This is a genomic window from Roseateles sp. UC29_93 (assembly GCF_042695725.1).
Taxonomy (GTDB): Bacteria; Pseudomonadota; Gammaproteobacteria; order Burkholderiales; family Burkholderiaceae_C; genus Roseateles; species Roseateles noduli_A.
In genome coordinates this window covers 2,808,031-2,833,522 of record NZ_CP170545.1, presented here as the reverse complement: position 1 = coordinate 2,833,522, position 25,492 = coordinate 2,808,031, and the positions used below count along the sequence as shown (strand labels likewise).

General features: G+C 67.8%; 32 protein-coding genes and 1 pseudogene. 17 read left to right on the top strand and 16 right to left on the bottom strand.

Going from position 1 to position 25,492, the window contains the following annotated elements; all coding sequences use genetic code 11:
• The first annotated feature begins 95 nt into the window (after window positions 1-95).
• The 7 genes and pseudogenes from cbiB to ACFJIX_RS13165 all read left to right on the top strand — a co-directional run bounded on the left by cbiB (window position 96) and on the right by ACFJIX_RS13165 (window position 6,098).
• Window positions 96-1,037 (top strand): adenosylcobinamide-phosphate synthase CbiB, encoded by a 942-nt coding sequence (gene cbiB, locus ACFJIX_RS13195; RefSeq protein ID WP_377160674.1) that lies wholly within the window; start codon window positions 96-98, stop codon window positions 1,035-1,037.
• Window positions 1,034-2,149, top strand: a complete 1,116-nt coding sequence (locus tag ACFJIX_RS13190; RefSeq protein ID WP_377160672.1) for a pyridoxal phosphate-dependent aminotransferase — start codon at window positions 1,034-1,036, stop codon at window positions 2,147-2,149. The genes cbiB and ACFJIX_RS13190 overlap by 4 nt, the downstream gene beginning before the upstream one ends.
• A gap of 161 nt (window positions 2,150-2,310) precedes the next feature.
• Window positions 2,311-3,808: pseudogene (locus ACFJIX_RS13185) on the top strand (cobyric acid synthase).
• Between the two features lie 16 nt (window positions 3,809-3,824).
• Complete coding sequence (gene cobT / locus ACFJIX_RS13180) at window positions 3,825-4,868, top strand: nicotinate-nucleotide--dimethylbenzimidazole phosphoribosyltransferase (RefSeq protein WP_377160669.1); 1,044 nt, start codon at window positions 3,825-3,827, stop codon at window positions 4,866-4,868.
• Between the two features lie 70 nt (window positions 4,869-4,938).
• Window positions 4,939-5,325 (top strand): DUF4440 domain-containing protein, encoded by a 387-nt coding sequence (locus tag ACFJIX_RS13175; protein ID WP_377160666.1) that lies wholly within the window; start codon window positions 4,939-4,941, stop codon window positions 5,323-5,325.
• A gap of 204 nt (window positions 5,326-5,529) precedes the next feature.
• Window positions 5,530-5,718, top strand: a complete 189-nt coding sequence (locus ACFJIX_RS13170; protein ID WP_377160663.1) for a hypothetical protein — start codon at window positions 5,530-5,532, stop codon at window positions 5,716-5,718.
• 71 nt (window positions 5,719-5,789) lie between these two features.
• Complete coding sequence (locus ACFJIX_RS13165; protein ID WP_377160660.1) at window positions 5,790-6,098, top strand: hypothetical protein; 309 nt, start codon at window positions 5,790-5,792, stop codon at window positions 6,096-6,098.
• 22 nt (window positions 6,099-6,120) lie between these two features.
• On the opposite strand, the gene ACFJIX_RS13160 is transcribed toward ACFJIX_RS13165, so the two are convergent.
• On the bottom strand, window positions 6,121-7,041 hold the full coding sequence (locus ACFJIX_RS13160) for an ADP-ribosylglycohydrolase family protein (RefSeq protein ID WP_377160659.1): 921 nt from the start codon (window positions 7,039-7,041) through the stop codon (window positions 6,121-6,123).
• 1 nt (window position 7,042) lies between these two features.
• Window positions 7,043-7,762 (bottom strand): NUDIX domain-containing protein, encoded by a 720-nt coding sequence (locus tag ACFJIX_RS13155; protein ID WP_377161762.1) that lies wholly within the window; start codon window positions 7,760-7,762, stop codon window positions 7,043-7,045.
• 140 nt (window positions 7,763-7,902) lie between these two features.
• Between ACFJIX_RS13155 and ACFJIX_RS13150 the strand changes: the two genes are divergently transcribed.
• The 6 genes from ACFJIX_RS13150 (at window position 7,903) to ACFJIX_RS13125 (ending at window position 11,626) form a co-directional block, all read left to right on the top strand.
• Window positions 7,903-8,487, top strand: coding sequence for an NADAR family protein (locus ACFJIX_RS13150; protein ID WP_377160657.1), 585 nt, complete (start codon window positions 7,903-7,905; stop codon window positions 8,485-8,487).
• Entirely contained in the window at window positions 8,484-9,044 is a 561-nt protein-coding gene (locus ACFJIX_RS13145) for an RNA 2'-phosphotransferase (protein WP_377160655.1), read from the top strand. Before ACFJIX_RS13150 ends, ACFJIX_RS13145 begins: the two co-directional genes overlap by 4 nt.
• Entirely contained in the window at window positions 9,041-9,442 is a 402-nt protein-coding gene (locus tag ACFJIX_RS13140) for a hypothetical protein (protein WP_377160653.1), read from the top strand. Before ACFJIX_RS13145 ends, ACFJIX_RS13140 begins: the two co-directional genes overlap by 4 nt.
• A 43-nt stretch (window positions 9,443-9,485) precedes the next feature.
• Window positions 9,486-9,854, top strand: a complete 369-nt coding sequence (locus tag ACFJIX_RS13135) for a hypothetical protein (RefSeq protein ID WP_377160651.1) — start codon at window positions 9,486-9,488, stop codon at window positions 9,852-9,854.
• A 160-nt stretch (window positions 9,855-10,014) separates the two neighbouring features.
• Window positions 10,015-11,316 carry a hemolysin family protein gene (locus ACFJIX_RS13130; protein WP_377160649.1) on the top strand — a complete coding sequence of 434 codons (1,302 nt, stop codon included), beginning with the start codon at window positions 10,015-10,017 and terminating at the stop codon, window positions 11,314-11,316.
• Window positions 11,303-11,626: a hypothetical protein gene (locus ACFJIX_RS13125; RefSeq protein ID WP_377160647.1), complete on the top strand. Its 324-nt coding sequence runs from the start codon at window positions 11,303-11,305 to the stop codon at window positions 11,624-11,626. Before ACFJIX_RS13130 ends, ACFJIX_RS13125 begins: the two co-directional genes overlap by 14 nt.
• A 140-nt stretch (window positions 11,627-11,766) precedes the next feature.
• Here the strand turns inward: ACFJIX_RS13125 and ACFJIX_RS13120 are convergent, their stop codons facing one another.
• The 8 genes from ACFJIX_RS13120 to ACFJIX_RS13085 all read right to left on the bottom strand — a co-directional run bounded on the left by ACFJIX_RS13120 (window position 11,767) and on the right by ACFJIX_RS13085 (window position 17,941).
• Window positions 11,767-11,931: a hypothetical protein gene (locus ACFJIX_RS13120; protein ID WP_377160645.1), complete on the bottom strand. Its 165-nt coding sequence runs from the start codon at window positions 11,929-11,931 to the stop codon at window positions 11,767-11,769.
• Window positions 11,918-12,196, bottom strand: coding sequence for a hypothetical protein (locus ACFJIX_RS13115; RefSeq protein WP_377160643.1), 279 nt, complete (start codon window positions 12,194-12,196; stop codon window positions 11,918-11,920). The genes ACFJIX_RS13120 and ACFJIX_RS13115 overlap by 14 nt, the downstream gene beginning before the upstream one ends.
• A gap of 194 nt (window positions 12,197-12,390) precedes the next feature.
• Window positions 12,391-12,615: a hypothetical protein gene (locus ACFJIX_RS13110; protein ID WP_377160641.1), complete on the bottom strand. Its 225-nt coding sequence runs from the start codon at window positions 12,613-12,615 to the stop codon at window positions 12,391-12,393.
• Window positions 12,616-12,806: 191 nt separating this feature from the next.
• Window positions 12,807-13,136, bottom strand: a complete 330-nt coding sequence (locus ACFJIX_RS13105; RefSeq protein WP_377160639.1) for a hypothetical protein — start codon at window positions 13,134-13,136, stop codon at window positions 12,807-12,809.
• A gap of 422 nt (window positions 13,137-13,558) precedes the next feature.
• The gene (locus ACFJIX_RS13100) at window positions 13,559-13,996 is read right to left on the bottom strand and encodes a hypothetical protein (RefSeq protein WP_377160637.1); all 438 of its coding nucleotides are present in this window, start codon (window positions 13,994-13,996) and stop codon (window positions 13,559-13,561) included.
• Window positions 13,997-14,014: 18 nt separating this feature from the next.
• Window positions 14,015-15,265, bottom strand: coding sequence for a hypothetical protein (locus tag ACFJIX_RS13095; protein WP_377160635.1), 1,251 nt, complete (start codon window positions 15,263-15,265; stop codon window positions 14,015-14,017).
• 276 nt (window positions 15,266-15,541) lie between these two features.
• Window positions 15,542-16,459 carry an amino acid ABC transporter substrate-binding protein gene (locus ACFJIX_RS13090; protein WP_377160633.1) on the bottom strand — a complete coding sequence of 306 codons (918 nt, stop codon included), beginning with the start codon at window positions 16,457-16,459 and terminating at the stop codon, window positions 15,542-15,544.
• A gap of 150 nt (window positions 16,460-16,609) precedes the next feature.
• Window positions 16,610-17,941 (bottom strand): MFS transporter, encoded by a 1,332-nt coding sequence (locus tag ACFJIX_RS13085; RefSeq protein WP_377160631.1) that lies wholly within the window; start codon window positions 17,939-17,941, stop codon window positions 16,610-16,612.
• A 235-nt stretch (window positions 17,942-18,176) separates the two neighbouring features.
• Between ACFJIX_RS13085 and ACFJIX_RS13080 the strand changes: the two genes are divergently transcribed.
• From ACFJIX_RS13080 to ACFJIX_RS13065, 4 genes are all read left to right on the top strand, one after another.
• Window positions 18,177-19,199, top strand: a complete 1,023-nt coding sequence (locus ACFJIX_RS13080; protein WP_377160629.1) for a diguanylate cyclase domain-containing protein — start codon at window positions 18,177-18,179, stop codon at window positions 19,197-19,199.
• A gap of 129 nt (window positions 19,200-19,328) precedes the next feature.
• Window positions 19,329-20,279, top strand: a complete 951-nt coding sequence (locus ACFJIX_RS13075) for a DUF3369 domain-containing protein (RefSeq protein WP_377160627.1) — start codon at window positions 19,329-19,331, stop codon at window positions 20,277-20,279.
• Between the two features lie 39 nt (window positions 20,280-20,318).
• Entirely contained in the window at window positions 20,319-21,113 is a 795-nt protein-coding gene (locus ACFJIX_RS13070) for an adenosylcobinamide-GDP ribazoletransferase (protein WP_377160625.1), read from the top strand.
• Window positions 21,114-21,133: 20 nt separating this feature from the next.
• Window positions 21,134-21,673: a histidine phosphatase family protein gene (locus ACFJIX_RS13065; RefSeq protein ID WP_377160623.1), complete on the top strand. Its 540-nt coding sequence runs from the start codon at window positions 21,134-21,136 to the stop codon at window positions 21,671-21,673.
• Between the two features lie 15 nt (window positions 21,674-21,688).
• On the opposite strand, the gene ACFJIX_RS13060 is transcribed toward ACFJIX_RS13065, so the two are convergent.
• From ACFJIX_RS13060 to hisF, 6 genes are all read right to left on the bottom strand, one after another.
• Entirely contained in the window at window positions 21,689-22,492 is an 804-nt protein-coding gene (locus tag ACFJIX_RS13060; protein ID WP_377160621.1) for a hypothetical protein, read from the bottom strand.
• The gene (locus tag ACFJIX_RS13055) at window positions 22,461-22,964 is read right to left on the bottom strand and encodes a Panacea domain-containing protein (protein WP_377160619.1); all 504 of its coding nucleotides are present in this window, start codon (window positions 22,962-22,964) and stop codon (window positions 22,461-22,463) included. The genes ACFJIX_RS13060 and ACFJIX_RS13055 overlap by 32 nt, the downstream gene beginning before the upstream one ends.
• A gap of 141 nt (window positions 22,965-23,105) precedes the next feature.
• Window positions 23,106-23,360, bottom strand: a complete 255-nt coding sequence (locus ACFJIX_RS13050) for a YfhL family 4Fe-4S dicluster ferredoxin (protein ID WP_377160617.1) — start codon at window positions 23,358-23,360, stop codon at window positions 23,106-23,108.
• Window positions 23,361-23,482: 122 nt separating this feature from the next.
• Window positions 23,483-23,992: a pantetheine-phosphate adenylyltransferase gene (coaD, locus tag ACFJIX_RS13045; RefSeq protein ID WP_377160615.1), complete on the bottom strand. Its 510-nt coding sequence runs from the start codon at window positions 23,990-23,992 to the stop codon at window positions 23,483-23,485.
• A 9-nt stretch (window positions 23,993-24,001) separates the two neighbouring features.
• Window positions 24,002-24,724, bottom strand: coding sequence for a 16S rRNA (guanine(966)-N(2))-methyltransferase RsmD (gene rsmD / locus ACFJIX_RS13040; RefSeq protein ID WP_377160613.1), 723 nt, complete (start codon window positions 24,722-24,724; stop codon window positions 24,002-24,004).
• A complete protein-coding gene (gene hisF / locus ACFJIX_RS13035; protein WP_377160611.1) occupies window positions 24,721-25,491 on the bottom strand; it encodes an imidazole glycerol phosphate synthase subunit HisF in 771 nt (256 codons plus the stop codon). Before hisF ends, rsmD begins: the two co-directional genes overlap by 4 nt.
• Window position 25,492: the final 1 nt, after the last annotated feature.

Here is a 25,492-nt window from a genome sequence, read left to right as displayed (position 1 = left end):
GCCGCTACTGCTCCGCTTTGCGCCTAGATTGGACGGATTCCGCCGCCCTGCTCGCCCTCGTCAGCGCGCTTGCTGACATCCTTATTCTGAACTCCATGTCCTGGCTGCTCGCCCTCGCGATCCCCATCGCACTGCTGCTCGACCGCTGCTTCGGCGAGCCGCCCGCCGCCGTGCATCCGGTCGTCGGCATGGGCCGTTTCCTGGGTCTCTTCGGCGACCGGCTCTGCGCGATGTCGCCGAAGGCAGCGTTCATCGGCGGTGCGCTCGCGTGGACCGCAGGGATCGCGCTCTCGGCCGGCACCGCATGGGCGATCGAGCATGCGGTCATCGTCGGGCTCGAACCATGGTTCGGCGGGTGGCGGCTCGCGGTCGCGGCGCTGCTGCTGGGACTCGCGCTGAAGCCGATGCTCGCGTGGCGCATGCTGCGCGACGAGGTCGCCGCCGTGGACACCGCGCTCGCACGATCGCTCGACGAGGGCCGCGCGCAGCTGTCGCGCCTGGTCAGCCGCGACACGCGGCAGCTCTCCGCGCTCGAGGTCCGCGAGACCGCGATCGAGACACTCGCCGAGAACCTCAACGACTCCGTCATCGCGCCGCTGTTCTGGTTCATGGTCGCCGGCCTGCCGGGCGCGGCGGTCTACCGCTTCGCCAACACGGCCGACGCGATGTGGGGCTATCGCGGCCGCTGGGAATGGGCCGGCAAGTGGGCCGCGCGCGCCGACGACGTGTTGTCCTGGATCCCGGCGCGCTTGACCGGACTGGCGATCGTCGCGCTGCGTCCCGCGCTGCTCGCGCCGCTGCTGCGCGAGGCCACGCGCACGCCCTCGCCCAACGGCGGCTGGCCGATGGGCGCGATGGCGCTGCGGCTCGGCCGCGCGCTGAGCAAGCCCGGCCACTATCGGCTCAATCCGTCCGGCAGCGACGTCGTCGCCGAGGACATGCTCACCGCCCAACGGCTCGCCGCCCGCGCGATGCTGGGCCTCGCCGCGCTGCTGGCGCTCGGTACCGCCGCACTGCGCGGCGGATTCGCACGATGACTCGCTTCCCATCGCTCACGCACGGCGGCACCGATGCCGGGCCGCCGGTGCGTCACGACTTCTCGACCAACGCCCACCCGCTCGGCCCGCCGCCGGCGGCGCTCGACGCGGTGCTGCGCGCCGACCGGCTGCGTTACCCCGACCCGACCTACGCCGCGCTGCGCGCCCGCCTGGGCGACTGGCACGGCGTGGAGCCCGAACGCGTGCTGCCCGCCTCCGGCGGCTCGGAAGCCATCCGCCGCCTGACGCTCGCCGCGATGCTGTCGGGGGTCACGCGCGTCTGCGTGCCGCAGCCCGGCTTCGGCGACTACGCGGCGGCGGCCCACGCGCTCGGCCTGCAGGTGACCGGCTACGACGACGCGTTCGAGCTCGCCGACGCGCTGACCTTGCCCTCGCTGGTGTGGGTCTGCGATCCCAACAATCCCACCGGCGCGAGCTTCGGCCCCGCCGAGTGGACGGCCGTGGCGCTGGCGCTCGGGCAGAGCGGCTCGCAGCTCGTCGTCGACCAGGCCTACGACGCGCTGCGCCTGGCCGGCGGCTGCGCGCTCCCGCAGCCCATCGCGGACGGGGCCTGGCGGCTGGTCTGTCCCAACAAGGCCTTCGGGCTGACCGGCGTGCGCGGTGCCTACCTGATCGGTCCGCGCGACGGCCTCTGGATCGATCGCGTCGAGGAGCTCGCGCCGAGCTGGGTGCTGTCGTCCGAGGGTCAGGCCTTGCTCGAGGCCTGGACCACGCCGTCCATCCGCAACGAACTCGAAGCCTCGCTGCCGCTGCTGCGCGAGTGGCGCGAAGCGCAGTGGACGCGCATGGCCGCGATGGGCTTCGACCAGATCGACGGCGGCATCGCCAACTTCTGGCTCGCCGCGCTGCCGTCGCCGTGGCATGGCATGCCGGAGCCGCTGCTCGAAGGCCTGCGCGCGATGGGCATCAAGCTGCGCGATGCGACGTCGTTCGGACTGCCGGGGCTCGTGCGCGTGTCGGTGCAGGCGCCGGAGGCCGTCGACGCGCTGGCCGCCGCGATGCTCACCTTCGGCGGCCACACGCCGCTGCCGGCACCGCCGTCGCGCCATGGCGCGTTCGACACGACGCATCCGTTTGGAGAAACGCTGTGAGCGGTCCTGCGTCGGATGATGTCAGCCGGACCGCCAAGCGTGGGCTCTCCACGGGGCATGGGGGATCCCTCCAGGACCCCCAAGCCCCATTCCGGCCCCAGGGTGACTCGTTGACCCCGGAGGGGGTGGCCGGGCGGGGTCGGGGGCGGGGGCGGGCCGTCATGGTGCTCGGCACCACGAGCGGCGCGGGCAAGAGCTTCCTCACCACGGCGCTGTGCCGCTGGTATGCGCGGCAGGGCCTGCGCGTCGCGCCGTACAAGGCGCAGAACATGAGCAACAACGCGCGCGTGGTGCCAGGTCTTGATGGTCGGCAGGGCGAGATCGGCTCGGCCCAGTACTTCCAGGCGCTGGCCGCCCGCGCACGGCCCGACGTGCGCATGAACCCGGTGCTGTTGAAGCCGGAGAAGGACACCGCCTCGCAGGTCGTCGTGATGGGCGAGGTCGACGAGGCGCTCAGCCGCGCGCCGTGGCGCGAACGCAGCGAGGCGCTGTGGACGCGCGCACGCGGCGCGCTGCACGAGTTGCTCGACGAGAACGACGTCGTCGTCATCGAGGGCGCCGGCTCGCCCGCCGAGATCAACCTGCACAGCAGCGACTACGTGAACATGCGCACCGCGCGCGAGGCCGGCGCCGCCTGCCTGCTGGTCACCGACATCGACCGCGGCGGCGCCTTCGCCCATCTGTACGGCACGCACGGCGCTGCTGCCGGCGGACGAGCGCGCGCTGATCCGCGGCTTTGTGCTCAACCGCTTCCGCGGCGACGCCGCGCTGCTGTCGCCGGGACCGGAGATGCTGCAGCAGATGACCGGCGTGCCCACGCTCGCGACGCTGCCGATGTGGCGCGGCCACGGGTTGCCCGAAGAGGACGGCGTCTTCGACGACCGCACGACCGGCGGGCTCGGCGCGAGTGGCGTCAGCGGCGGCGGACGTGACGTGATCCGCGTCGCCGTGATCGCCTATCCGCGGCTGTCCAACCTCGACGAGTTCCAGCCGTTGCGCAACCTGCCGGACGTGCGCCTGAGCTGGGTCCGCACGCCGGCCGAACTCGACGGTGTCGACTGGATCATCCTGCCGGGGTCGAAAGCGGTGGCGTCCGACCTCGCCTGGCTGCGCGCGCAGCGGCTGGACGTCGCGGTCGCGGCGCACGCGGCCGCCGGCCGGCGGGTGCTGGGCATCTGCGGCGGCCTGCAGATGCTGGGCGAGGCGCTGGTCGATCCGCACGGGCTCGATGGCAACGCGCCGGGCCTGGGCCTGCTGCCGCTGGTGACGCTGTTCGAGCGCGAGAAGCTGCTGCGCGAGGCCGAATGCCGCTTCGCGCCGTCGCTGGATGCGCCGTGGTCGTCGCTGAACGGCGAAGTGGCCCGCGGCTACGAGATCCACCATGGCCGCACGGCGCAGCACCCCGGCCTGCCCGCGGCGCGGCCGGTGCTGTTCGACGGCCTGGGCGAGCCGGTCGGCTGGCAGCACGGGCCGGTGCTCGGCCACTACCTGCACGGCCTGTTCGAGGACGACCGCGTGCTGGCCGCGCTGTTCGACCGGCCGGCGCGTCCGCTCGACCAGGTCTTCGACGAACTGGCCGACTACATCGACCGCCATTTCGCGCCCGGCGTGCTGATGGACCTGCTGTCGCCGTCGCCGCCCTCTCCTCCTTCCCCTTGATGTCCCGAGAAGTCCCATGACCAAGCAAGACCTGATTCCCTCGATCCCCTCGTTGCACGATGCGGCGCTGGCATCGGCGCTGCAGCACCGCATCGATCGCAAGACCAAGCCGCTGGGTTCGCTGGGCCGGCTGGAGGGCCTGATGCTGCGTCTGGGGATGATCCAGGGCACGGAGCAGCCCCAGCTGGTGGACCCGCAGATGATGGTTTTCGCGGCCGACCACGGGCTGGCGGCGCACGGCGTGTCGGCCTTCCCGTCGGACGTGACCTGGCAGATGGTGGAGAACTTCCTGGCCGGCGGCGCGGCGGTCTCCGTGCTGGCGCGTCAACATGGGCTGCAGTTGAGCGTCGTCGACGCCGGCGTGCGCCACAGCTTCGAGCCGCGCCCGGGCCTGCTGATCGCGAAGATCGCGATGGGCAGCCGCGACATGCTGGAGGGCCCGGCGATGACGGTCGACGAGTGCGCGACCGCCATCGCCGCCGGCAAGACGCTGCTGCAGAAGCGGCCGGGCAATGCGCTGCTGCTGGGCGAGATGGGCATCGGCAACACCTCGTCGGCGGCGCTGCTGCTGTCGCGCCTGGGCGGATTTGCGCTGGCCGATTGCGTGGGCCGCGGCACCGGCCTGGACGACGCGCAGCTGCGTCACAAGCTGGGCGTGCTGGCGCGCGTGCTGGAGAAGCATCCGCGCGCGATCGAGCCGCTGGCGGCGTTGGCCGCGCTGGGCGGGCTGGAGATCGCGATGATGGTCGGCGCGGTGCTGCAGGCGGCGCTGGAACGCCGGGTGATCGTCGTCGACGGCTTCATCACCGGCGCGGCGGTGCTGGTGGCTGCCAAGCTGCAGCCGGCGGTGCTGGAGCGCTGCATCTTCGCGCACCGCTCCAACGAGCAGGGCCACCGCCTGATGCTGGACACGCTGCAGGCGCAGCCGCTGCTGGACCTGGGCCTGCGCCTGGGCGAAGGCTCCGGCGCGGCGCTGGCCTGGCCGCTGCTGGAATCGGCCTGCCGCGTGCTGGGCGAGATGGCGAGCTTCGATTCGGCGGGCGTGAGCGACAAGACCTGACGCCGCTTCCGCGAGCGGTCAGGCGGGCAGCCGACGCTATGCTCGCGGCTCCACAAGGATTCGAACCGCCATGTCCAACACTGAGCGCTCGTTGCTCGACACGCTGCGCGCGTTGGAAGTCGAGCTCCACCACCCCGGCGTGCGCTGCAGCGCCGAGCGGCTGTCGCAGCTGCTGCATCCGGACTTCCATGAGGTCGGCCGCTCCGGCCGCCAGTACGACCGCGAGACCATCATCCGCTGGCTTGCCGACGACCAGGAGCCGCCGAAGGTCGTGCCGGACGAGTTCCGCATCGCGCCGCTCGCACCCGATGCGGCGTTGCTGACCTACCGTTCGGCGCATCGCCAGGAAGACGGTTCGCTGGTGCATCACACGCTGCGGTCCTCGCTCTGGCTGAAGACGGCGGAGGGGTGGCAGATGCGATATCACCAGGGGACGCCGGCGGCACAAGCCTGGTGAGGCGCACCGCCACCACGCACGTCGTGGTGCACGCGCGCACGATCCGCGTGCGACGCCGGGTCAGGGGACATGGGCGCGGAAGTGGACGAAGGTCACGTCCCGGGAAGGCCGATGGGCGCTAGATTCGCGGCGGCTCCGCTGCTGTCCAGAGCGGCGGGGTTGGCCGGGTCCAGCCGGTCGTTGTACCGACTCGCCGCTCCTCCCATGATCGATCCCACCGACTTCGCCGCGCCCTTCGGCGACCTGCCCGTTCCCGAGTCCCTGCTCGCGCTGCTGCGCTTCCAGAATGACATCGGCGATGGCAACTACTCCGCCGCGCTGACACTCACCGACGACGACCACGACGGCCTGCGATACGGCTGGTCGGAGGATCCGCCTTCCTGTCCCGGCTGATCCCGTTCGCGCGGGCGACCGCGTCGGGCTCGTTCTACGCGCTGTGGAATCCGGACCCGTCGCAAGCGCTGGTGCCGGACCGCTGGCCGGTGGTGGCCTTCGGCGATGAAGGCGGCGAATGGATCGTCGCGCGCGACGTGCGCGAACTGCTGCGCGTCAGCAGCTGCGATGTAGAGCCGCGCATCGACTTCGACCGCATCCACTACTTCCGCAGCGAGCATCACTACCGCAAGAGCGAGGGGCTCGACGCCTACATCGACTGGCTGCGGGCGCAGCTGCAGCTGGCGCCGGTCGACGATCCGGAGGCGATCCTCGAGGCCGCTCAGCGCGCGTGGCAGGACGAATTCGAACGGTGGCTCCAGCCGTTCCTGCAAGGATGAGGCCGCGCGCGGCGGTCTGCGTTCAGCCCGGAACCGACGTCAGCAGCGCCTCGGCCAGGCGTTCTATCTCGCCGCGCATCGCGAGCCGTTCCAGCCACCGCGGGGGAATCGCCGATGCGCCGTAATGTGCGCCTGCCAGTTGCCCCGCGATCGCAGCGACCGTGTCGGCATCGCCCCCGAGATTGGCAGCGGTCAGGATCGTTGCCTCGAAGGAGGACGATCGCGCGAAGCACCACATCGCCGCTTCGAGCGAGTCGATGCAGTAGCCGGAACTTCTGATCTGGTCGACGCTCTTGTCGCGCAGCGACGGATCGGCGGCCATGCGGACCGTCGGACTCAGGTGCGCGTCGCGCGGCGAGGCCCACAACGAGGCCTTCGCGTCGCCGTCGATGGCGCGGGCCAGCAGGTCCGCGAACAGCTCGCAGGCGTCGACAGCCTCGACGGCGGCATGGGTGGTCATCGAGCTCAAACGGGCGTTCCGCCGGAGCGCCGCGCGGTCCGACAGGAAATGCAGCGCCACCGGCGCCAGCCGCATCAACGAGCCGTTGCCGGCGCTGCGTGGATCGGTGTCGCCCGCGTACGGGTCGCCCGAGAGCTGGTAGCGCTGCAAGGCCTTGGCGGTGGTGAGACCGATGTCGAAGCATTCACCGGTGCTGCTCAGGTAACCCCATTGCCACCAGTTGACGTAGCGGTTCATCTGATCGACCGGATCGAATCCGTCGCGATGGACCAGGCTGGTCGCGAGGCACAGCGCCATCGACGTGTCGTCCGTCCATTGCCCGGCGGCGAGCGAGAAAGGGCCGCCGCCCACCATGTCGGTGACCGGCGCGAAGCTGCCGCGCGCCTCGAACTCCACGGTGGTGCCGACAGCGTCGCCGCAGGCCAGCCCCAGCAAGGCGCCGAGCGCCCGATCGCGGCGAAGCGCTTGTGCCGATGTCGTCATCTCACTCTCCCTGTCGCGGACTGAAGGTCCGCGGGAACACCACCGCGCTCTTGCGGTCCCGCAGGCGATAACCCATCGCGGCGCGCTTGGCGTCGCCGGCCATCGGTCCGGCCTCCTCCAGGAACCCGGCCGCGAGCATCCGCGTCCGGAAACCGCTCTTGTCGACCGGCCGGCCCAGCACGACCTCGTACATCCGCTGCAGCTGCGGCAGCGTGAAGACCTGCGGCAGCAGGAACGCCGGCAGCGACGTGTACTCCACCTTGCCGCGCAAGCGCTCGACGGCGGTCTTCAGGATCGCCGCGTGATCGAAGGCCAGACGGGGGCGCTTGAGCAGCGTCTCCACCTCGAACCAGCCGACGTCGGCGGCGTTCGCGCCCTTGGCCAGCGTCACGCCGTCGGCGGGCATCAGGGCGAAGTACACATGGGTCGCCGACCATCCACGCGGGTCGCGATCCCTGCCGCCCCAGCTGCCGAGCTGCTCCAGATACGGACTGGCGACGCCGGTCTTCTCCGACAGCTTGCGCCGTGCGCAGGCCTCCAGATCGCGGTCGCGAGCAATGTCCACGAAACCGCCCGGCAGCGCCCAGCGACCGGGAAACGGCTCCTCGTCCTTCGAGGGCCGCTGCACCAGCAGGACGCGCAGCTGGTCCTCGAGCACCGAGAAGATCACCACGTCGACCGTCGTGAACGGCAGTGGAAAAGCCGGTGGAGAAGGGGCCATCGCCGGCGCGGGCTGTGGTTTCCGGCGCGAAGCATCGGTCGTCATCGTCGTTCTCACTTGATCGGATCGGCGGAGAGTTGTATTGTGCAACCTTCGATGAGTTGCACTATACAACTCTACAGACATTGGGAGAACAAGAAATGAATCAAGCCAGCGAAGCTCGGGACGTCCGCAGTCTGGTGGAATCCCTGCAGGCTGGCCGTACGGCCGAATACATCCTTTTCTGGGGCCATCGCCCGCCGAAGGATCGCGGCGTGAACGCCTCCTGCTTCAGCCAGTGGTACGACGCGTCGTTCCAGGTCGGGACGGAGACGTTCCGTACGGCGGAGCACTTCATGATGGCTGCCAAGGCCATGCTCTTCGGCGACCAAGTACTGCGTCAGCAGATTCTGGAAGCCAAGACCCCTGACTTGGCCAAACAACTCGGTCGCCAGGTCGCAGGCTTCGACGAGCGTCGATGGGCCGAGCATCGCTTCGACATCGTGGTGGCCGCCAACATGGGCAAGTTCGGAGGAAACGGTCCGCTGCGACGGTTTCTGCTGGGTACCGGCGACCAGGTGCTGGTCGAGGCCAGCCCCGTCGATTCCGTCTGGGGCATCGGGCTCGCGGCGAACGATGCCGACGCCCGCAACCCTGCGCAGTGGAAGGGGTTGAACCTGCTCGGCTTCGCGTTGATGGAAGTCCGCGCGCGGCTGAAAGCGGCAAAGGAGACGACCGAACCATGAGCGACTTGCACAACGACAAGGCACTGACCTCGCTGAGCAAGCTGCTCAGCCTGTCGCTGCGGCACAAGCCCGAGACGCTGGGTCTCACGCTCGACGAGAACGGCTGGGTGACGGTCGACGCGCTGCTCGCCGGCGCGCGGGCCGCAGGCAAGCGATTGGACCTGCCGCTATTGCGCGAGATCGTCGAGACCAACAACAAGCAGCGTTTCGCCTTCAGCGAGGATGGCCTGCGCATCCGCGCGAACCAGGGGCACTCGGTCGAGGTGGCCCTCGACCTGTCCCCGGTGACGCCGCCCGAGACGCTGCTGCACGGGACGGCGACGCGCTTCCTCGACGCCATCCTCGCCGAGGGGCTCGACAAGCGGCAACGCCACCATGTGCACCTCAGCGAGAACGCGGACACGGCGCGCCAGGTCGGCTCGCGCTACGGCAAAGTCGTGCTGCTGAAAGTCGACGCCGGCCGGATGCACCGGGACGGTCATCAGTTCTTCAGGACGGAGAACGGGGTCTGGTTGACCGACGCCGTGCCGCACACCTACTTGAAAGTGATGCCATGACATTCACCACCGTCACGCTCTTCCGGCCGACCGGCCCGCAGGAGTTGGCGCTCGTGGCTCAGTCGGGTTATCGGCGTTGGCCGCCGCGGCTTCCGGACCAGCCGATCTTCTATCCGGTCACCAACGAGCAGTACGCCGTCGAGATCGCGCGCGACTGGAACGTGCCCGCCAGCGGCGAAGGCTTCGTCACCCGCTTCGAGGTTCGCAAAGACTTCATGGACCGCTATCCGGTCCAGCAAGTCGGCGGCACCCGCCACACGGAGTGGTGGATCCCCGCAGAAGACTTGGAGGCGCTGAACGATCGCATCGTTGGCATGATCGTCGTGCTGACGCGTTTCGACCGGGACGGCGCATATCCGATAGCGCCTCCCGGCCAAGCTCAGCTCGACAACGCCTGATCCTCCAACAGGTCCATCCAGGCGTCTCGATAGAATCACGCCCGTGACCCGCTGGCTCCGCATCCTTGTCCTGACGATCCTCGTACCCGCGTACGGCATCGCCGCCGCCGGCGTGACGATGTTCGCCGCGGGGGTCGCGCATGCCCAGCATCTGCTGGTCGACGGGCAGCCCGCGGATCCCTCGGCCACTGCAATCGCCGCGGTGCAGTCAGGCACCGACGACGACCAGGCCGCCGACATCGCCGCCCTGCTCTTCGAGCTCGGCGACACCTCGGACGACATGTCCGACCACTGCAAGCCCGACGCGCGCCCGCTGCGCGTCGCGCCGCCGCAGTCGAGCCCGCTCCCCACGCCCCAGCTGCACGAGCCTCAGCGCTGCCCGCAGCCGCTGCTGCGGCCGCCACGCGCCTGACGCGCCCCGTGTAGCCCGCGCCGAGGCGCCTCGCCGCCTCCACCTCCCCGTTCGTCCCTTTCAGCACGCGCCGCGCCTTCCGCGCTCGCGTGCGTCTGCGCCGCCGTCGCCGCGCCTCGTCCTTGAGGTCCGGCAGGCCGGTGCGTCTTCCTCATCCATCATGGAAATCGCCTTACTTTTCTTCCTCATCCTGCTCAACGGCCTGTTCGCCATGTCCGAGATCGGACTGGTGACCGCGCGCCGCGCGCGCCTGCAGAAGCTCATCGACGAGGGCGACAGCGCCGCCGCGGCAGCCGTCAAGCTGGGTGAGGATCCGACCCGCTTCCTGTCGACCATCCAGATCGGCATCACCTCGATCGGCGTGCTCAACGGCATCGTCGGCGAGGCCGCCCTCGCCGGCCCGCTCGCGCTGTGGATCGCCTCCCACGGCGTGCCGGCGGAGTACGCCAGCGGCGCCGCGACCGGCCTGGTCGTCGTGCTGATCACCTACTTCTCGATCGTGCTGGGCGAGCTGGTGCCCAAGCGCCTCGGACAGTCCAATCCGGAGGCGGTCGCCCGTCTGGTCGCGCGGCCGATCGCCGCGCTGGCCGTGGCCACGAAGCCCTTCGTGCGCCTGCTGTCGGGCTCGACGAACGCGCTGCTGCGCCTGCTCGGCGTGAAGCCATCGGCGGCGTTCAACGTCACCGAGGAAGAAATCCACGCCGTGCTCGCCGAAGGCACCAGCGCCGGCGTCATCGAGTCGCACGAGCACGCGATGGTGCGCAACGTCTTCCGCCTGGACGACCGCCAGATCGGCTCGCTGATGGTGTCGCGCCGCGACGTGGTCTGCCTGGACATGAACGATCCGATGGAGACGACGCTCGCGCGCATCGAGGCCTCGGATCACGCGCTGTTCCCGGTGGTGCGCGGCGGGCTGCACGACATCGTCGGCGTGGTCAACGCGCGCCAGCTGCTGTCGGAGATGCTGCGCCAGCGCCAGCCGCGTCTGGATGCGCACCTCGCCCCGGCGCTCTATGTGCCGGAGACGTTGACGGGGATGGAGCTGCTCGCCAACTTCCGGCTGTCCGCGGTGCACATGGCCTTCGTCATCGACGAGTACGGCGAGGTGCAGGGCCTGGTCACGCTGCACGACCTGATCGAGGCGATCACCGGCGAGTTCCAGCCGCAGGATCCGGCGTCCGCCTGGGCGGTGAAGCGCGAGGACGGCTCGTGGCTGCTCGACGGTCACATCCCGGTGCCGGAGCTGAAGGACAGCCTGGGCCTCGACGAAGTGCCGGAGGAGGAACGCGGCCGGTATCACACACTGAGCGGGATGATGATGCTGCTCTCCGGACGACTGCCGCGCGAGGCGGACACGGTGGAGTGGGAAGGCTGGCGCTTCGAGATCGTCGACATGGACGGCAAGACGATCGACAAGGTGCTGGCATCGCGCGTGGTGGAGGCCGGCGATGTCGTGGCGTGATGGCGCGCGCGTGGTGAGCGTGCTCGCGTTCGCAGCGCTGCTCGGGTCATGCTCGGAGGGTTATCCCGGCGAGGACCGGCCGCTGGTCAGTCCCTTCGACATGAGCAACGCGGAGCGCGTCGCCGAGCTCAACGTCGTCGGCCGTGACGCGCCCGGACCGCGCTGGCGCTACGCGCTGGGCGACGGTTGCGCGCTGGAGGTCGAGCAAGGGAGCGAGAAGGACAAGCGGCGCGTGGTGGTGACGCTGAAGCGGTCGATGGACGCGGAGGTGGTCTTCGACAGCGAGGCGAAGACTATGACGTCGCGGTGATCGACCGGTCAGGCGCAACAGCCCAACCCATCGCGACCTTGCTCAAGACCGACAAGTGGACCTATGCGACGCAGGGGAGTCTGCTGGTGGATCTGTTGGTCAGGGATTGCTCGAACGGTGCGTGACCGCACGGCCGCCGATCAAATGCGGCCCGCTCTGATCTGCGCGACCGCGCTTGCGGTCCCCTTGAGAATCTCTTCTCGACTCCCCTTGGCGGCCATCGCGCAAAACAGCATGGCGAGCACCGCACCCAGGATCGCGGAACCAAGACCGGCGTCGACGATCGCCGCCTCAATCGAAGACATCCACAAACAGCCCACAGTCCGTTTCCAACTTCTGTGCCAACTCTTCGGCCTCAGCAAGCGAGTTGAATACGACGTCCGAGAGGCCTATCACGATTCCACCAGGGGTCATCGTCGCGATAGACACCACTTTTAGCGTGAGGGCCGTAGGAGAAAGGTCGATCACGTCGCCTTCGGCAAGATCAGGACGGGCCGCCCAACCTCCGAAGACACGAGCGAACGCTTTGGTCGGGCTGCTGAAGATACTGAAGTCAATCTCCACATTCATAGCGGTGCACCAGGTGTGCAAAGCGTCATGGCAGCTGCGGCCTCCGCAGACATGTCACACCCCATTTTCCGACCGAGTCCAATCATTGTCCAAATGCTCGCCGTTCGATCGTTCAAGTCGTATTGGTTCCGGTCACAGCCGGATTCGGAACGGCATGTGCGTTGGCAAATTGACCGCCCAGTCCTCGTGGTTTGTCAAAGTTTCATATCTGGATGACACCAGCCAGCGATGAAATCGAGCACCTCCAAAATCACGTCCTCGCTATCTGATTCGACAACCGTGCGCAGCTTCTCCAGTTCTTCGGTGAGGAATGTTCGGTTCAATCCCTGGGCCAGGTGCCGCGCCACAGTCTGACGGAACGCCATGAGCGGAGACTCGCTGCGCATGGCCTGTTCAAGTTCCTGCTTCAGTACGTTCATCTGATCAGTCTCCATTTTTTCCGGTTCAGCAGCAATGGAGTTTTCATTTTGGCATGCAATCCAGATCAGATGTTTGCGCCAGCAGTCCGCAGGTCTCGTTGAGTATTAGGCTATTGCCGCCCTGAACCTTGAATGCGACTATTCCCCTGGCACGGGAATAAGCAAATTGAAACGGCGACTTACCCTGTACGCTAATCAATAGATATCGAGAGGGTATGCCAAAAAAATATTGCTTCTAATTCTTCCCTGATACGATAGCGTGCACCTGCGAAAATCCAATTTTTCAATCGAGCGTCTTTGGGCATGCCAATATTAAAGTGATTCGACTTGAGGCAGGCAAAAGAATCGGATGATGCGCATGAAGTCGCATCATGAACGACATCAGCAAGTTGAACCGAGTGAGGTTCAATTACCAGGAATGCACCCTTATTAAATATATCAATATATGTAGCGGCATGAGCTTGCGCTGCTGCTACCAATAAGAGCCACAAGGCAAAAGCTTTTTCATTTTGGGCACCCACATTGGTTGGATGTTTTGGTGAACCAGTCCGCAAATCGATCTGCGTCGATTTCAGACGGTACTAGATCGGCTCGGCCCCTTAGGATGTTCCCAAGGGAGTTGGACGGGTCCACTATTGCGCGATTTGCGGGCATGGTATGCCTAAACTCATGCCAGCCAACGTAGACGCGGCTTGGTTGTTCATAGGGCTCGATCTGGAAGAAGGGTAGTCCGAACGTTGTTTGATTGCCCTTCGTTGTTGCATAGCCAGTTTTCATTCGTTTGACCATGTTCTCGATATTCGGATCAGCTCGGACAACCCAATCATCAAATGCGCGTTGCAGATCGCTTTGGTCTCCCGGGCAGAGCTGCTTGATTCGCGCTTGAATCGAGTCAAGCATGTTCTGTCATGAGGTGCCGGGTCTTGCCCGCCGTCGGGCGCCGTCACCGTAATCGCCACTGCACGATCGCCTCGAACGACGGGAACTCCGCATTCCCCGCGTCGGTGGACAGCTTGAGGAGGTAGTACGTCACCCCCTGCCCAAGCGTGACGTTCAGTTGGAGATCAAGAACGCGCGGCGACCTCGCAACGAAGAGCTCCTCACGAGGAACACCGTCGCGATCGACGAGGTCGCCTTGAATGTGCTGGATTGCGAACAGTTCGATGTCGATGCGCGCCTGGAGCGAGATCCGGTCCGCTGCACGATGCATCCCGAGCGCCGCCAGCAGGCGCTTCCTTCGCGCCCGCCAGCTCGATCGGGCCAGCGTGCAGTCGATGGCGAGCCGGAAGTGCTTGCCCTGCTCATCCGCGAATGGGCCCAGGGACCGCAGCCATCGATCCGGTTCGGTCGGAGGCAGTCCCGCGATGACGTCGTCGCTCATCGGCGGCCTACTTCCGGGCTACTTCGAGTAGCCCATGTCCTTGATGAACACCGCCCGCTGCTTCTCCCCGTTGAACGCGAAGAGCACCCGTTCCTGCTCGCCGTTCTCGCGCTCGACGACCATGGCCCAGCGGTCGAGGCGATAGCGGCCCGCGAAGTCGGCCCCGTTGCGCCGCTGCCGCTGCGCGCCGCCGGCACCGGCGCCAACGGCGCTGACCGACGACGTCGTCGTGCTGCCGCCGCGCGAGTAGGTGTTCGTCGCCATCCCCGCCACGCCGTTCGCCGCAGCCATGGCGCCGGTGCCGAAGACCGACTTGCCGGTCTGCTCGAAGCTGCCGTCCGAATCGAAATGGAAGCGGTTCTGCGAGCTGCCGCCGCCCAGGATCGAGTACCAGGAGTGCGTGAACGTGCCGTCGATCCGCTGCCCCGCCGCGGCCGGCGTCGCGGGCGTGCCGCTGATCGTGCGCCAGTCCTTGTCGTCGTGGTCCTTGATCTGCCAGTCGCCGCCGCTGCGGCGCCACTGGATCACGCGCTCCGGCTTGAAGCGACGCGCCGCGGCCATGTCGAACTCGTCCGGCGGAAGATCGAGGTTGCGATAACCGGTGCCGTCCTTCAGCAGCAGGTGCAGGTTCTCGACCAGGCTTTCGCCGCTGGGCTGGTACCAGGTCCAGAGCATGAAGGCTATGTCGCGCTCCGCGACGCCCTTGCCCGGCGCGACGTGGATCGCGCGATCGGCGGCGGCGCGGCGTTCCAGCGTGGCCGCCCGTTCGGCGGCTTCCCGTTGGCGACGCTCGTCCCCGGCCAGGGCCTTCAACGCAGGCCACAACTCGTTCGACTTCGCCGAGAGCGTCTTCAATCCGCCGCCGTAGCGCTGCAGCAGCGCCTCGTCCTGCGACATCGCGATGCGCATCCATTCGAGCTGGCCGTTGCGCGACGGTCGCATGTAGATCTGCGTCTCGATCGGCGCGGCGTTCACGGTCGCCACGCAGTTCTGGAGCACCACGCCGGCCTGCAGCATCTGCGGCGGCTTGCACGCCGGCTGACCCGCGGCGCCGAGGCCGCGCATCGGCTCCTTGATGCGCGCGAACGCGGCAAGTCCGTCATCGCGCCCGACCTCCAACGGCGGCGCGACCCAGAGCTGCATCACCTTGCCCGGCGGCAGGTCCGCGGGCTGCAGCAGCAGGCCGTCCTCGTGCACGCGCTGCGTCCAGCCGGGCGGAGCGTCGAACGCGAGCGCGGGCGCTAGCGGCGCCGACAGTGCGGCGGCCACTGCGGCCAGTGCAGCGACGGAGGCCGCATGGCCAAGGATCGATGAACAACGACGGACGACTTCGAGACAACGCATGATCTTCCTGCAGCAACGGGAAGGGCGCAGTGTCCCGGCGATGCGCGCGAATGCGTCCCCCAAGGGCTAGGGAGTGCGTCCGGACCTCGCGGGTCCAGGTCTTGCCCGCCGCAGGCCGACGTCTTGTGGCGCTCAAATGCAAAGCGGGCCCGCAGGCCCGCTCGTTCACCAGGATCCGGGAGGGATCGATCCGATCGAGGATCAGATCGAATACCCCAGCAGCATCGCCACGCCGGCTTCGCGGTTCGGACGCTTGAAACCGTCGCGCGTCAGGCGGTTCATCGGGATCGACAGCGCCGCGGTCTGGAACCACTTGTTGTAGAGCTGCTCGATCTCGCCGCTGCCGTACACGCGGCTCAGCGCGCGGTCCACGGCCGCGGCCAGCTTGGCGTCGCCCTTGCGCATCATGATCCCGTAGGGTTCCACCGAGAACGCCATCTGTCCCAGGCTCAGGCTGTCCAGCGCCTTGTCCTTCGACGCCAGGCCCAGCAGCAGCGCATCGTCCTGCGCGAACGCGCGGGCCTTGCCCTCGCGCAGCGCCTTGAAGGCATCGGTGTTGTTGGGGAACTGGACCAGCTGCATCTTGGCCTCGCCGGAGGTGTTCAGCTGCGTGAACAGCTTCTCCGAGGTCGTGCCCTTGGTCAGCGCGATCGTCATGCCGTCCAGGTCCTTGATCGTGTCGACCTTGGCGCCGCTCGGGATCATCACGCGCATGCCCGCGACGAAGATCGTGTAGCTGAAGTCGACCTGCTCCTGACGCGCCTTGGTGTTGGTCGTCGAGCCGCATTCCAGGTCGATGTCGCCCTTCTGCAGCTTCGGGATGCGGTCCGCGCCGGACACGACCACGTAGTTGACCTTCAGCTCGGGCAGCTTCAGTTCCTTCTTGATCTCCTCGACGGCCGCCAGGCACAGGTCGACCGAGTAGCCCTGACCCTGCTTCTGCTCATTGACGAAGGAGAACGGCCGCGACGATTCGCGCACGCCCAGCGTGATCGCGCGGGTGTCCTTGATGCGGGCCATCGTGTCGACGGCGGGGCCGGCGGCGGCGGCCGACAGCGACGTCAGCGCAGCGGCGGACAGGACGAAAGCGCCGCTCAGGCGCCGGATCGCGAAGGACATGCTCGAATTCCGGGTCGGTGAAAACCCTGAATTCTAGGGAGACGACGTTCCCAAGTTGTCACCAACGCCCCACGCTCGAGTGCCGCCTCTAGACGGTTTGACCGGAAGGAAGACCGATCCGTGACATCCATCACGGATCGATGTCCGAACTCAACCCGGCTTGACCGTGGCTGGCACGCCGCCTGCCGACCGGCCGCGCACGAGCTGGCGCATCAGCAGCGCCGCGACCAGCGTCGACGCGATGACGACATAGCCCACGTACGGGAAGTCGTTGACGTGGCCGTCCGGGCCGATGTGCACGATGTGCCCGGCCACCAGCGAGGCCAGTCCACCGGCCAGCTGCTGCAGCGCCGAGTTGATCGCGTTGAACGAGCCGCGCTGCTCCGGCGCGGGCACGCCGGCCAGCGTCACCTGCGCCGGAATCATCCGCGAGAAGATGCCCACGAACATCACCACGTTGACCACGATCAGCACCCACAGCGGCGAGGTGCCGAGGTGCGTATAGAAGGCCACCGTGGCGATCGTGATGGCGCAGCCCGCGTAGAAGACGGGCATGGCGCCGATGCGGTCGGACAGGCGGCCGATCAGCGGCGAGAACACCAGCGTACAGATGCCGGTGATCAGGTAGATGATCGGCAGGTGGTCCAGCGGGATGCCGACGTTGTGCACGACAAAGGCGCTGGCGAAGGGCATCAGCATGAAGCCGCCGGTGGTCAGCAGCGCGGTCAGCGCGAAGGCCAGCTGCTGGCGCGGGATGCGCACCGTCTGCAGCAGATGCCGCGCCGCGCTGTGCTGTCCAGTACCGCCCGCGCCCAGGTGCGCGTTCACCGGCTGCAGCTTGAAGGCGATCACCAGCGCCGCCAGCAGCCCGAACAGGACGATGGCGATGAACGGCGCATGCCAGTCGAAGCGCGACGCCAGGAAGATCGAGAACGGCAGCCCCAGCACCTGGCTGGCCGCGAAACCGCCCTGCAGCAGGCCCATCACCCGGCCGCGCTGCGCCGGCGGGAACAGGTCCGCGGCGATCGCCATGACGATCGAGCCGATGACGCCGCCGAACAGCCCGGTGACGATGCGCGCCGCCAGCAGCGAGGGGAAGCTCGTCGCCAGGCCGCACCACAGCGTGCCCAGCAGGAAGCCGCAGAAGAAGAACAGCAGCAGCCGCTTGCGGTCGAAGCGGTCGGCGAAGCCCGCCGTCAGCAGCCCGGCGATGCCGGCGCTGAAGGCATAGGCGGACACGGCCAGGCCGAACTGGCCGGAGCTCATGCTCAGCGCCGGCATGATCATCACGCCCAGCGGCGACATGATCATGAAGTCCAGCACGACGGAGAACTGCAGCAACGCCATCAGCCCGGCGGCGAGCTTCTGATAGGGCGTGAAGGCCAGCATCGGGGCGGGCGCGCCGGGCTGGGCGCCGGCCGTGTCCGCGGCGGCCACGCCGGGGGGGAGCCCATCGGCTGCGGAGGATTTGTTTTCTGACATGGGCGCGATTCTGCGCATCCCTCGTATCCGCAGCGTAAAGACATGGCCTCCATCGGGAGATTCCCCGAGGCCACCGGTGCCGCGCCGCAACGTCACCGGAAACAGGGGATGAATCGCGGGGGCGCCAGGTCTAGACTGGCGGCACGACGGCAGGTGGTCCCGCGCATCGATGCACGCAGTGCGCGCGCGGAGGAGGCCGGCGTGGGCCAGGGAGCGAGTTCTTTCGGGGCGGTCGATGCCGAGCCGGGAAGCACTACTCCGCATCATCGATATCCACAGCCAGGTCGCCCAGCTCGGGCTGGACCTCGCGGGCGTGATGTCGCTGTCGGTCCACGGCACGCTGGAGCTCGTCGACGCCGACGGCGCCGCCATCGAACTGGCCGAGGGCGATGACCTCGTCTACCGCGCCGTCGCCGGCGCCGCGGGCCATCAGCTCGGCGTGCGCGTGCGCCGCGACGGCAGCCTCTCCGGCACCTGCCTGCGCCAGGGCATCCCGCTGATCTGCGACGACGTCGACTCCGACAGCCGCGTCGACATCGAGGCCTGCCGGCGCGTCGGGCTGCGCTCGATGGTCGTGCTGCCGCTGACGCACCAGGGCACGCCGGTCGGCGTGCTCAAGGCCTTCTCGTCCCGCGTGCGCGACTTCGGCAACCACGAGGTGGAGGTGCTGTCCCTGATGTCCAAGGTGCTGGGCGCCGCGATGTACTGGGCCACGCGCTACGGTCGCGACGACCTGTTCCACCGCGCCACCCACGACGACATGACGGGGCTGGCCAACCGCTCGCTCTTCATGGACCGTCTGCGCCACGCCACCGCGGAGGTCGAGCGTGGCGACCCGCCGATCGCCATCGTGCTGCTGGACATGGACGGCCTCAAGCACATCAACGACACGCTCGGCCACGCGGCCGGCGACGCGGCGCTGATCGAGTTCAGCCGCCGGCTCGCGAGCACCACGCGCGAAACGGACACGGTCGCCCGGCTGGGCGGCGACGAGTTCGCGATCCTGCTGACCCATGCGGGATCCCCGACGACGCTGGAGGCGACGCTGCTGCGCATCCACGCGGCGATCGAGGGGTCCTTCGCCTACGCCGATCGCGTGCTGCAGCTGCGCGCCAGCATGGGGGCGTCACGCTGTCCGGAGGACTGGCGCGACGCGACGGCGCTGATGGAATGCGCCGACATGCGCATGTACGAGGCCAAGCGTACGCGGCAAGGCAGGGACCGCACGGGTCCGATGCCGCTCGAGCCTTCCTGCTGAGATCCCGACGGATTCCCGCCATGTCGTGCGAGGGTCACACCGGCGGCCGCCACGGCACGCGGCTCGGTCTTCCCATGTCACCTCCGCTGTTGATAATGGCTCGCAACAAAATCAGCCAGGGAGGAACCGATGACCGACATGGTGTTCGCCGACGAGCTGCCGGATCCCGGAGAGGACACCCGGACGCGCACGCTCGATCCGTGGCTGGTGATGATCGTCGACGACGATCCGGCGGTGCATCAGGTGACCCAGCTGGTCATGGCGGATTTCGAGTTCGCGGGGCGGAAGCTGCAGTTCCTCAACGCCTACAACGGCGCCGAAGCGCGCGACCTGCTGCGCGACCGCCAGGACATCGCGCTGATCCTGCTCGACGTGGTGATGGAGTCCGAGCACGCCGGGCTCGACGTGGCGCGTTTCATCCGCGAGGAGCTGCGCAACACCCAGGTGCGCATCGTGCTGCGCACCGGGCAGCCGGGCCAGGCGCCCGAGGAACACGTCATCAAGACCTACGACATCAATGACTACAAGGAGAAGACCGAGCTGACCAAGCGCAAGCTGATCACGGTCTTCTACTCGGCGCTGCGGTCGTACCGCGACATCGTGATCCTGTCGCAGTCGCGCGCGGCGCTGCGGCGCTCGATCGATGCGATCACGCAGATCCACGACTCGAGCAACCTGCGCCACTTCGCGTCGGCGTTGCTGGAGCAGGTCGGGCACATGCTCGGCTACCAGGCGCAAGGGCTGTGCGCGAGCCGCATGTACGCCGCCTCGCACGTGGAGGGCCGGCTGCAGGTGCTGGCCGCGACGTCGGAGTACCAGGGGCTGCTCGCCGACGCCCAGGTCTCGGACCTGCCCGCCGACGTGCGCGAGGCGCTGGACCGCGCGCTGGCGACCCGGCAGAGCAGTTTCGAGGACGGGCGCTTCATCGGTTACTACCGGACGCACTCGGGCAATGAGAGCCTGCTGTACATGGTGCTGTCGGATCCGCTCGACGACGACGGGCGGGAGATGCTCGACATCTTCTGCGCCAATGTCGCGATCGCGTACGAGGGGCTGCTGGAGCGGGATCGGCCGCGCTGAAGCGCCCTATCATCGCGGCCGGTTCCCCGGTCCGCGTCCATGCATCAACTCCGCCTTTTCTTCATCGCCCTGCAGTTCTTCACGCGCGTGCCCGTGCCGCGCTGGGTCGGGTTCGAATCCGCCTGGCTGCAGCAGTGCGCGCGCTACTTCCCGCTCGTCGGCGCGGTGGTGGGCGGCGTCTCGGCGCTGGTGCTGTGGGGCGCGTTGCAGCTCTTCCCGGCCACGGTCGCCGTGGGTCTCGCGATGGCCGCCAGCGTCTGGCTGACCGGCGGGTTCCATGAGGACGGACTGGCCGACAGCTGCGACGCGCTCGGCGGCTCGGTCTCGCGCGAGAAGGCGCTGGCGATCATGAAGGACTCGCGCATCGGCAGCTACGGCGCGCTCGGCCTGATCCTCGTGCTGGGCCTGAAGGCGACGGTGCTGCTGGGACTCGCGGACCTCGATCCGACGCTCGCGATGCTCGCGATCGTGTGGGCGCATGTGGCCTCGCGTGCGGCGCCGGTTTGGCTGCTGCATGCCCTGCCCTACGCCGGCGACGCCGAGCACGCCAAGGCCAAGCCGCTGGCGACACAGATCACCGGCCCCGGCCTGATCATCGCGCTGGCGCTGGTGGTCCTCGCGACGATCTCCGGCGCGTGGATCACGCCGGAAAACGTGCCGGAGATGCTGGCCGCCGTGGTGGTGTCCGCGGGGCTGACCTTCTACATGCAGTCGATGCTGGAGCGTCGGCTGCAAGGCTATACCGGCGACACGCTCGGCGCGACGCAGCAGGTGGTGGAGCTGGGCGCGCTACTGGCGTTCCTGGCGATGGCGCCGCTGTTCCCGGCGGACTGAGCGTCAGCCTGAGCATGAGCATGAGCGCGGACGGCAGCGCCGATATCACTGTCTGGCGGCATCCGCGGCCCGAAGGGGCGACGGGATTGTGCGTCGGCGCACGTTGCGACCTGCCGGTGGAACGCCGCCGTGCCAAGCGGCTTGCGCGACGCATCCAGGCCCACGCGCGACGACTCCGGCTGCCGCATGAGGTGTGGACCTCACCGCTGCGGCGTTGTGCCGACGTGGGGCGATGGCTGAAACGCTGGGGATGGCGGCATCGCGTCGATGCGGCGCTCGCGGAAATCGACTTTGGCGCGTGGGATGGCCGGCCCTGGGCGGAGATCCCAAAAGACGAGATCGATGCATGGGTCGCCGACTTCGCTCGCTTTGCACCGGCGGGCGGCGAGTCGCTCACGGCATTGCTGGAGCGCGCCTCGACGTGGTCGCGCGGCGCGCTGGTCGTCAGCCATGGCGGGTGGATGCTGGCGAGGCGGTGGGGACAGGAGCATCCCGACGCGCCGCCTCAAGCCGATCAATGGCCGCGACCGCCAGCCTACTCGGAGCGCTGGGAGCTCTGAGTCCCGGCATCAACCTCAGCTATCGAGACGTCTCTCCAACACAGTCACGAGGCCGGCTGCAAAGATGTCTCGATAGCTGCCGACGCGACCTTCGGCAATGAGTTGGTCGGCGTCCTCGATCTCGGTGCCGTCGATGACTGGCATCACGATCGCGCTGCCACGCTGATCGCGGCGCCATTGCAGCGCCGCGGCAAGGTCGGACTCGCATCCGCAGGCGCGATCCCGGCTCTTCGCCATCACCTGCGTCACTTCATGCCGCAGTGCCGTCACCTCGCAGCCCAAAGGCTTGGACAGCCGGACCTTGTAGTCGTTGTACTTGCTGGGCTGGGCGTTGTGCAGGGGATCGAAAAGCACGATCTGGAAGATCGCTTCTTCGTCGAAGAAGCCGATCAGCCGTCCCTCCGCCTTCGACACCGCGATCTGAATCAGCACGAGTTCATCGCCCGCCGCTCGACATGCCGGGGGCAACCAGTCGAACTGTTCGGGCTTGATTGGCACATTGCGCGCCGCCCAATCAATGTCGTGAATGCGCAGGGTGCCCTCGCGGACCCCGGCATCGTCCATGACATCGAGCACCCGAAGGCCAGAGAGTTCGCCGAGCCGGTAAAGCATCGAGACCATCCAACGTCGGTCAATGTCCGGCGCGTCGAAACCGAAGAATTTGGTCTCCCGGAAAAATTTGAGTCCGAAGGACCATTGGGGATTTGCCGGGCGGGTTGAGACTTCGGCAGCACGAGGTCGTCGGTCCGGCGCGGCGGCATTGCCGGCGTATCGGATTCGATGGCGCTCAGGCGTGCGCTTGCATGCCGTCGGGCTCATGTTCATCCTCCATCTGGCTTCGGAAGAAGTCCCGCATGACCGACTCTTCCAATTCCCGCTCGCTGCGCTCGTCCAAGGGGATTCCTCCCCTGGCCTTGAGCCAAGGCAGCTCCTCCCGCGACATGCGCATCAACTGAAAGGTCGGATAGATCGCGTACTCGTCCAGGATCCGATCGACATGATCGCGTTCCATCGGGGAAAGCGCATCGAAGGTGAATCCTTCCCGGATATCCCGGCGCTCCACCATCGCGTACAGCGAGCGATCGAACGCGAAGCGATCAAACAGCGGTTTGCTGATCGGCCCATGAATCCAGGCCTGGAACCGCTCCGGGAACAGCGGTCGTTCGTGCATGACCAGATGCCAGCCCTGCACGTAATAGAGCAGCTTGTGCAGCCGATGCACGCTGGGACGCTCTCCAGCCTCCCAGAGCTTCACGATCAAGTAGTCCGCCACATCATGGATGTCCGCCATCACCACCGTCCTTCCGTTGAAGCGATCCCGGCGCAGCGATCGGCATCGGCACGACGCTCACAAGGGTTCCGGAATCAGAAGGCGGTGATCTTGCGCCGAGGCGGTCGGCGCTTCAATTGCCCATTCAAGTAGGCGAATGCCTCATGCGCTCTGCTGGGTCAGTCGCACGTACTTCTGCATCAGCGTCTCGCGCGATTCGACGTGCTCCGGATTGACCGGAATGCAGGCCACCGGGCACAGCATCGCGCACTGCGGCTCGTCGAAATGCCCGACACACTCGGTGCACTTGCTGGGCTCGATCTGGTAGTACTCCTCGCCCATCGAGATCGCATGGTTGGGGCACTCGGGCTCGCAGACGTCGCAGTTGATGCATTCGTCGGTAATCATCAGCGCCATACTGCGCCCTCCCAGCAACCGACGAATACGGCAAGCGCTCGTAGGCGCTTGCCGCGCTCGGCGGGGCAAGGCATGCCTTGCCTGTTTCCGCCTCTCGTGTCGGTAATCATGAGAGCCATGGCTTACTGCTCCACACGGTTCTTGGCGATCCGCTCTTCCAGACGCTCGCGGACCAGCGGCGAGACGAACTTGGAGACGTCGCCGCCCAGGGTGGCGATCTCCCGCACGAAGGTCGAGGAGACGAACTGGTAATGGTCCGACGGCGGCAGGAAGACCGTCTCCACCTCGGGCATCAGCTGCCGGTTCATGCCGGCCATCTGGAATTCGTATTCGAAGTCCGAGACCGCCCGCAGCCCGCGCACCACGACCTTGCCGCCGTTCGCGATCACGAAGTGGCTCAGCAGGCCCTCGAGCGCGACCACCTCGACATTGGGATAGGGCGCCACCAGCTGGCGCGCCATGTCCAGCCGCTCGTCGATGCTGAACATCGTCTTCTTGTGATGTCCCGCCGCGACCGCCAGCACCAGGCGCTCGAACAGCCGGCTGGCACGACGGACCAGATCCTCGTGGCCGAGGGTCATCGGGTCGAAGGTGCCGGGATAGACGGCCGTCAGCAGGATCTGGGAGGTCATGGGCGGGGATTATCCGCCGCGCCGCAGCAGGCGGTAATGCACCGCCCCGGCCCGCCCTTCCTTCCACACGGACAAGCCCAGCGCCGCCGGCGCCTCGATCGCCTCCGGCGACTCCAGGTAGATCAGCCCGTTCTCGGCCAGCAGCGGGGCCGCGGCCGTCAGGGCGTCGACGAACAGCCCCTCCGCGAACGGCGGGTCCAGGAACACGAGGTCGAACGATCCCGCGGCCCCCCGACGCATCCAGGCGAGCGCGTCGGCGTTCGCGATCGTCATCGGCACCGTGCCGTCCTTGTCGAGCCGCTTCAGGTTGGCGCGCAGCGCATTCGCGAGCTGCGCGTCGCGTTCCAGCAAGGTCACGCCGGCCGCGCCGCGCGACGCGGCCTCGAAGCCGAGCGCACCGCTGCCGGCGAACGCATCCAGCACGCGCCAGCCGCCCAGGTCCTGGCCCAGCCAGTTGAACAGCGTTTCCCGCACGCGGTCGGGCGTGGGACGCAGACCGGGAACGTATGGCACCGGCAGCTTGGATCGCTTCCAGACACCGCCGACGATGCGGACCTCGCCCGGCCCAGCTTCGCGCGGACGCGGCTTGACCGCGCCCTCGCCGACCGTCACGCGCGGTCCGGGACGGGCCGCCCGGCGCAGGCCGTCGATGCCCGGCGCCTGCTCGCGCTCACGGCCATCACGGCCATCGCGGCCCTCGCGACCCTTGCCTCGACCACCGGACGTGCTCATTGGCGCACCGGGATGCCCTGCGACGCCATGAGCGCCTTGGCTTCGCCGACGGTGTGATCGCCGTAATGGAAGATGCTCGCGGCCAGCACCGCATCGGCGCCGCCCTTGGTGATGCCGTCGGCCAGGTCCTGCAGCGATCCCACGCCGCCCGACGCGATCACCGGCACGCCCACGGCGTCCGACACCGCACGCGTCAGCGCCAGGTCGAAGCCGCTTTTCGTGCCGTCGCGGTCCATGCTGGTCAGCAGGATCTCGCCCGCGCCGAACGCGGCCATGCGGGTCGCCCATTCGACGACGTCCAGGCCCGTGTTCTTCCGGCCGCCATGCGTGTACACGTCCCAGCCTTGCTGGCCGTCGCCGCCCTGACGCCGCTTGGCGTCGATGGCGACCACGATGCACTGCGCGCCGTACTTGTCCGAAGCCGCGCGGATCAGTTCCGGATCTGCCACCGCCGCCGAGTTGAAGCTGACCTTGTCCGCCCCCGCATTCAGCAGCCGCCGCACATCGGCGACCGCGCGCACGCCCCCGCCGACCGTCAGCGGAATGAAGACCTGCGAGGCCACCCGTTCGATGATCGGCAGGATCAGGTCGCGGCCGTCGCTGGTCGCCGTGATGTCGAGGAAGGTCAGTTCGTCGGCGCCCTGCTCGTTGTAGCGGGCCGCGATCTCCACCGGATCACCGGCGTCGCGCAGCTCGAGGAAATTGACGCCCTTGACGACGCGACCGCCGGTCACGTCCAGGCACGGGATGATCCGCTTTGCCAGCACC

Coding starts and splice junctions, on each gene's coding strand:
- cbiB (WP_377160674.1), top strand. CDS start 96: ATGTCCTGGCTGCTCGCCCTCGCGATCCCCATCGCACTGCTGCTCGAC.
- ACFJIX_RS13190 (WP_377160672.1), top strand. CDS start 1,034: ATGACTCGCTTCCCATCGCTCACGCACGGCGGCACCGATGCCGGGCCG.
- cobT (WP_377160669.1), top strand. CDS start 3,825: ATGACCAAGCAAGACCTGATTCCCTCGATCCCCTCGTTGCACGATGCG.
- ACFJIX_RS13175 (WP_377160666.1), top strand. CDS start 4,939: ATGTCCAACACTGAGCGCTCGTTGCTCGACACGCTGCGCGCGTTGGAA.
- ACFJIX_RS13170 (WP_377160663.1), top strand. CDS start 5,530: ATGATCGATCCCACCGACTTCGCCGCGCCCTTCGGCGACCTGCCCGTT.
- ACFJIX_RS13160 (WP_377160659.1), bottom strand. CDS start 7,041: ATGACGACATCGGCACAAGCGCTTCGCCGCGATCGGGCGCTCGGCGCC.
- ACFJIX_RS13155 (WP_377161762.1), bottom strand. CDS start 7,762: ATGGCCCCTTCTCCACCGGCTTTTCCACTGCCGTTCACGACGGTCGAC.
- ACFJIX_RS13150 (WP_377160657.1), top strand. CDS start 7,903: ATGAATCAAGCCAGCGAAGCTCGGGACGTCCGCAGTCTGGTGGAATCC.
- ACFJIX_RS13145 (WP_377160655.1), top strand. CDS start 8,484: ATGAGCGACTTGCACAACGACAAGGCACTGACCTCGCTGAGCAAGCTG.
- ACFJIX_RS13140 (WP_377160653.1), top strand. CDS start 9,041: ATGACATTCACCACCGTCACGCTCTTCCGGCCGACCGGCCCGCAGGAG.
- ACFJIX_RS13130 (WP_377160649.1), top strand. CDS start 10,015: ATGGAAATCGCCTTACTTTTCTTCCTCATCCTGCTCAACGGCCTGTTC.
- ACFJIX_RS13125 (WP_377160647.1), top strand. CDS start 11,303: ATGTCGTGGCGTGATGGCGCGCGCGTGGTGAGCGTGCTCGCGTTCGCA.
- ACFJIX_RS13120 (WP_377160645.1), bottom strand. CDS start 11,931: ATGTCTTCGATTGAGGCGGCGATCGTCGACGCCGGTCTTGGTTCCGCG.
- ACFJIX_RS13115 (WP_377160643.1), bottom strand. CDS start 12,196: ATGAATGTGGAGATTGACTTCAGTATCTTCAGCAGCCCGACCAAAGCG.
- ACFJIX_RS13110 (WP_377160641.1), bottom strand. CDS start 12,615: ATGAACGTACTGAAGCAGGAACTTGAACAGGCCATGCGCAGCGAGTCT.
- ACFJIX_RS13100 (WP_377160637.1), bottom strand. CDS start 13,996: ATGAGCGACGACGTCATCGCGGGACTGCCTCCGACCGAACCGGATCGA.
- ACFJIX_RS13090 (WP_377160633.1), bottom strand. CDS start 16,459: ATGTCCTTCGCGATCCGGCGCCTGAGCGGCGCTTTCGTCCTGTCCGCC.
- ACFJIX_RS13085 (WP_377160631.1), bottom strand. CDS start 17,941: ATGTCAGAAAACAAATCCTCCGCAGCCGATGGGCTCCCCCCCGGCGTG.
- ACFJIX_RS13080 (WP_377160629.1), top strand. CDS start 18,177: ATGCCGAGCCGGGAAGCACTACTCCGCATCATCGATATCCACAGCCAG.
- ACFJIX_RS13075 (WP_377160627.1), top strand. CDS start 19,329: ATGACCGACATGGTGTTCGCCGACGAGCTGCCGGATCCCGGAGAGGAC.
- ACFJIX_RS13070 (WP_377160625.1), top strand. CDS start 20,319: ATGCATCAACTCCGCCTTTTCTTCATCGCCCTGCAGTTCTTCACGCGC.
- ACFJIX_RS13065 (WP_377160623.1), top strand. CDS start 21,134: ATGAGCGCGGACGGCAGCGCCGATATCACTGTCTGGCGGCATCCGCGG.
- ACFJIX_RS13060 (WP_377160621.1), bottom strand. CDS start 22,492: ATGAGCCCGACGGCATGCAAGCGCACGCCTGAGCGCCATCGAATCCGA.
- ACFJIX_RS13055 (WP_377160619.1), bottom strand. CDS start 22,964: ATGGCGGACATCCATGATGTGGCGGACTACTTGATCGTGAAGCTCTGG.
- ACFJIX_RS13050 (WP_377160617.1), bottom strand. CDS start 23,360: ATGGCGCTGATGATTACCGACGAATGCATCAACTGCGACGTCTGCGAG.
- coaD (WP_377160615.1), bottom strand. CDS start 23,992: ATGACCTCCCAGATCCTGCTGACGGCCGTCTATCCCGGCACCTTCGAC.
- rsmD (WP_377160613.1), bottom strand. CDS start 24,724: ATGAGCACGTCCGGTGGTCGAGGCAAGGGTCGCGAGGGCCGCGATGGC.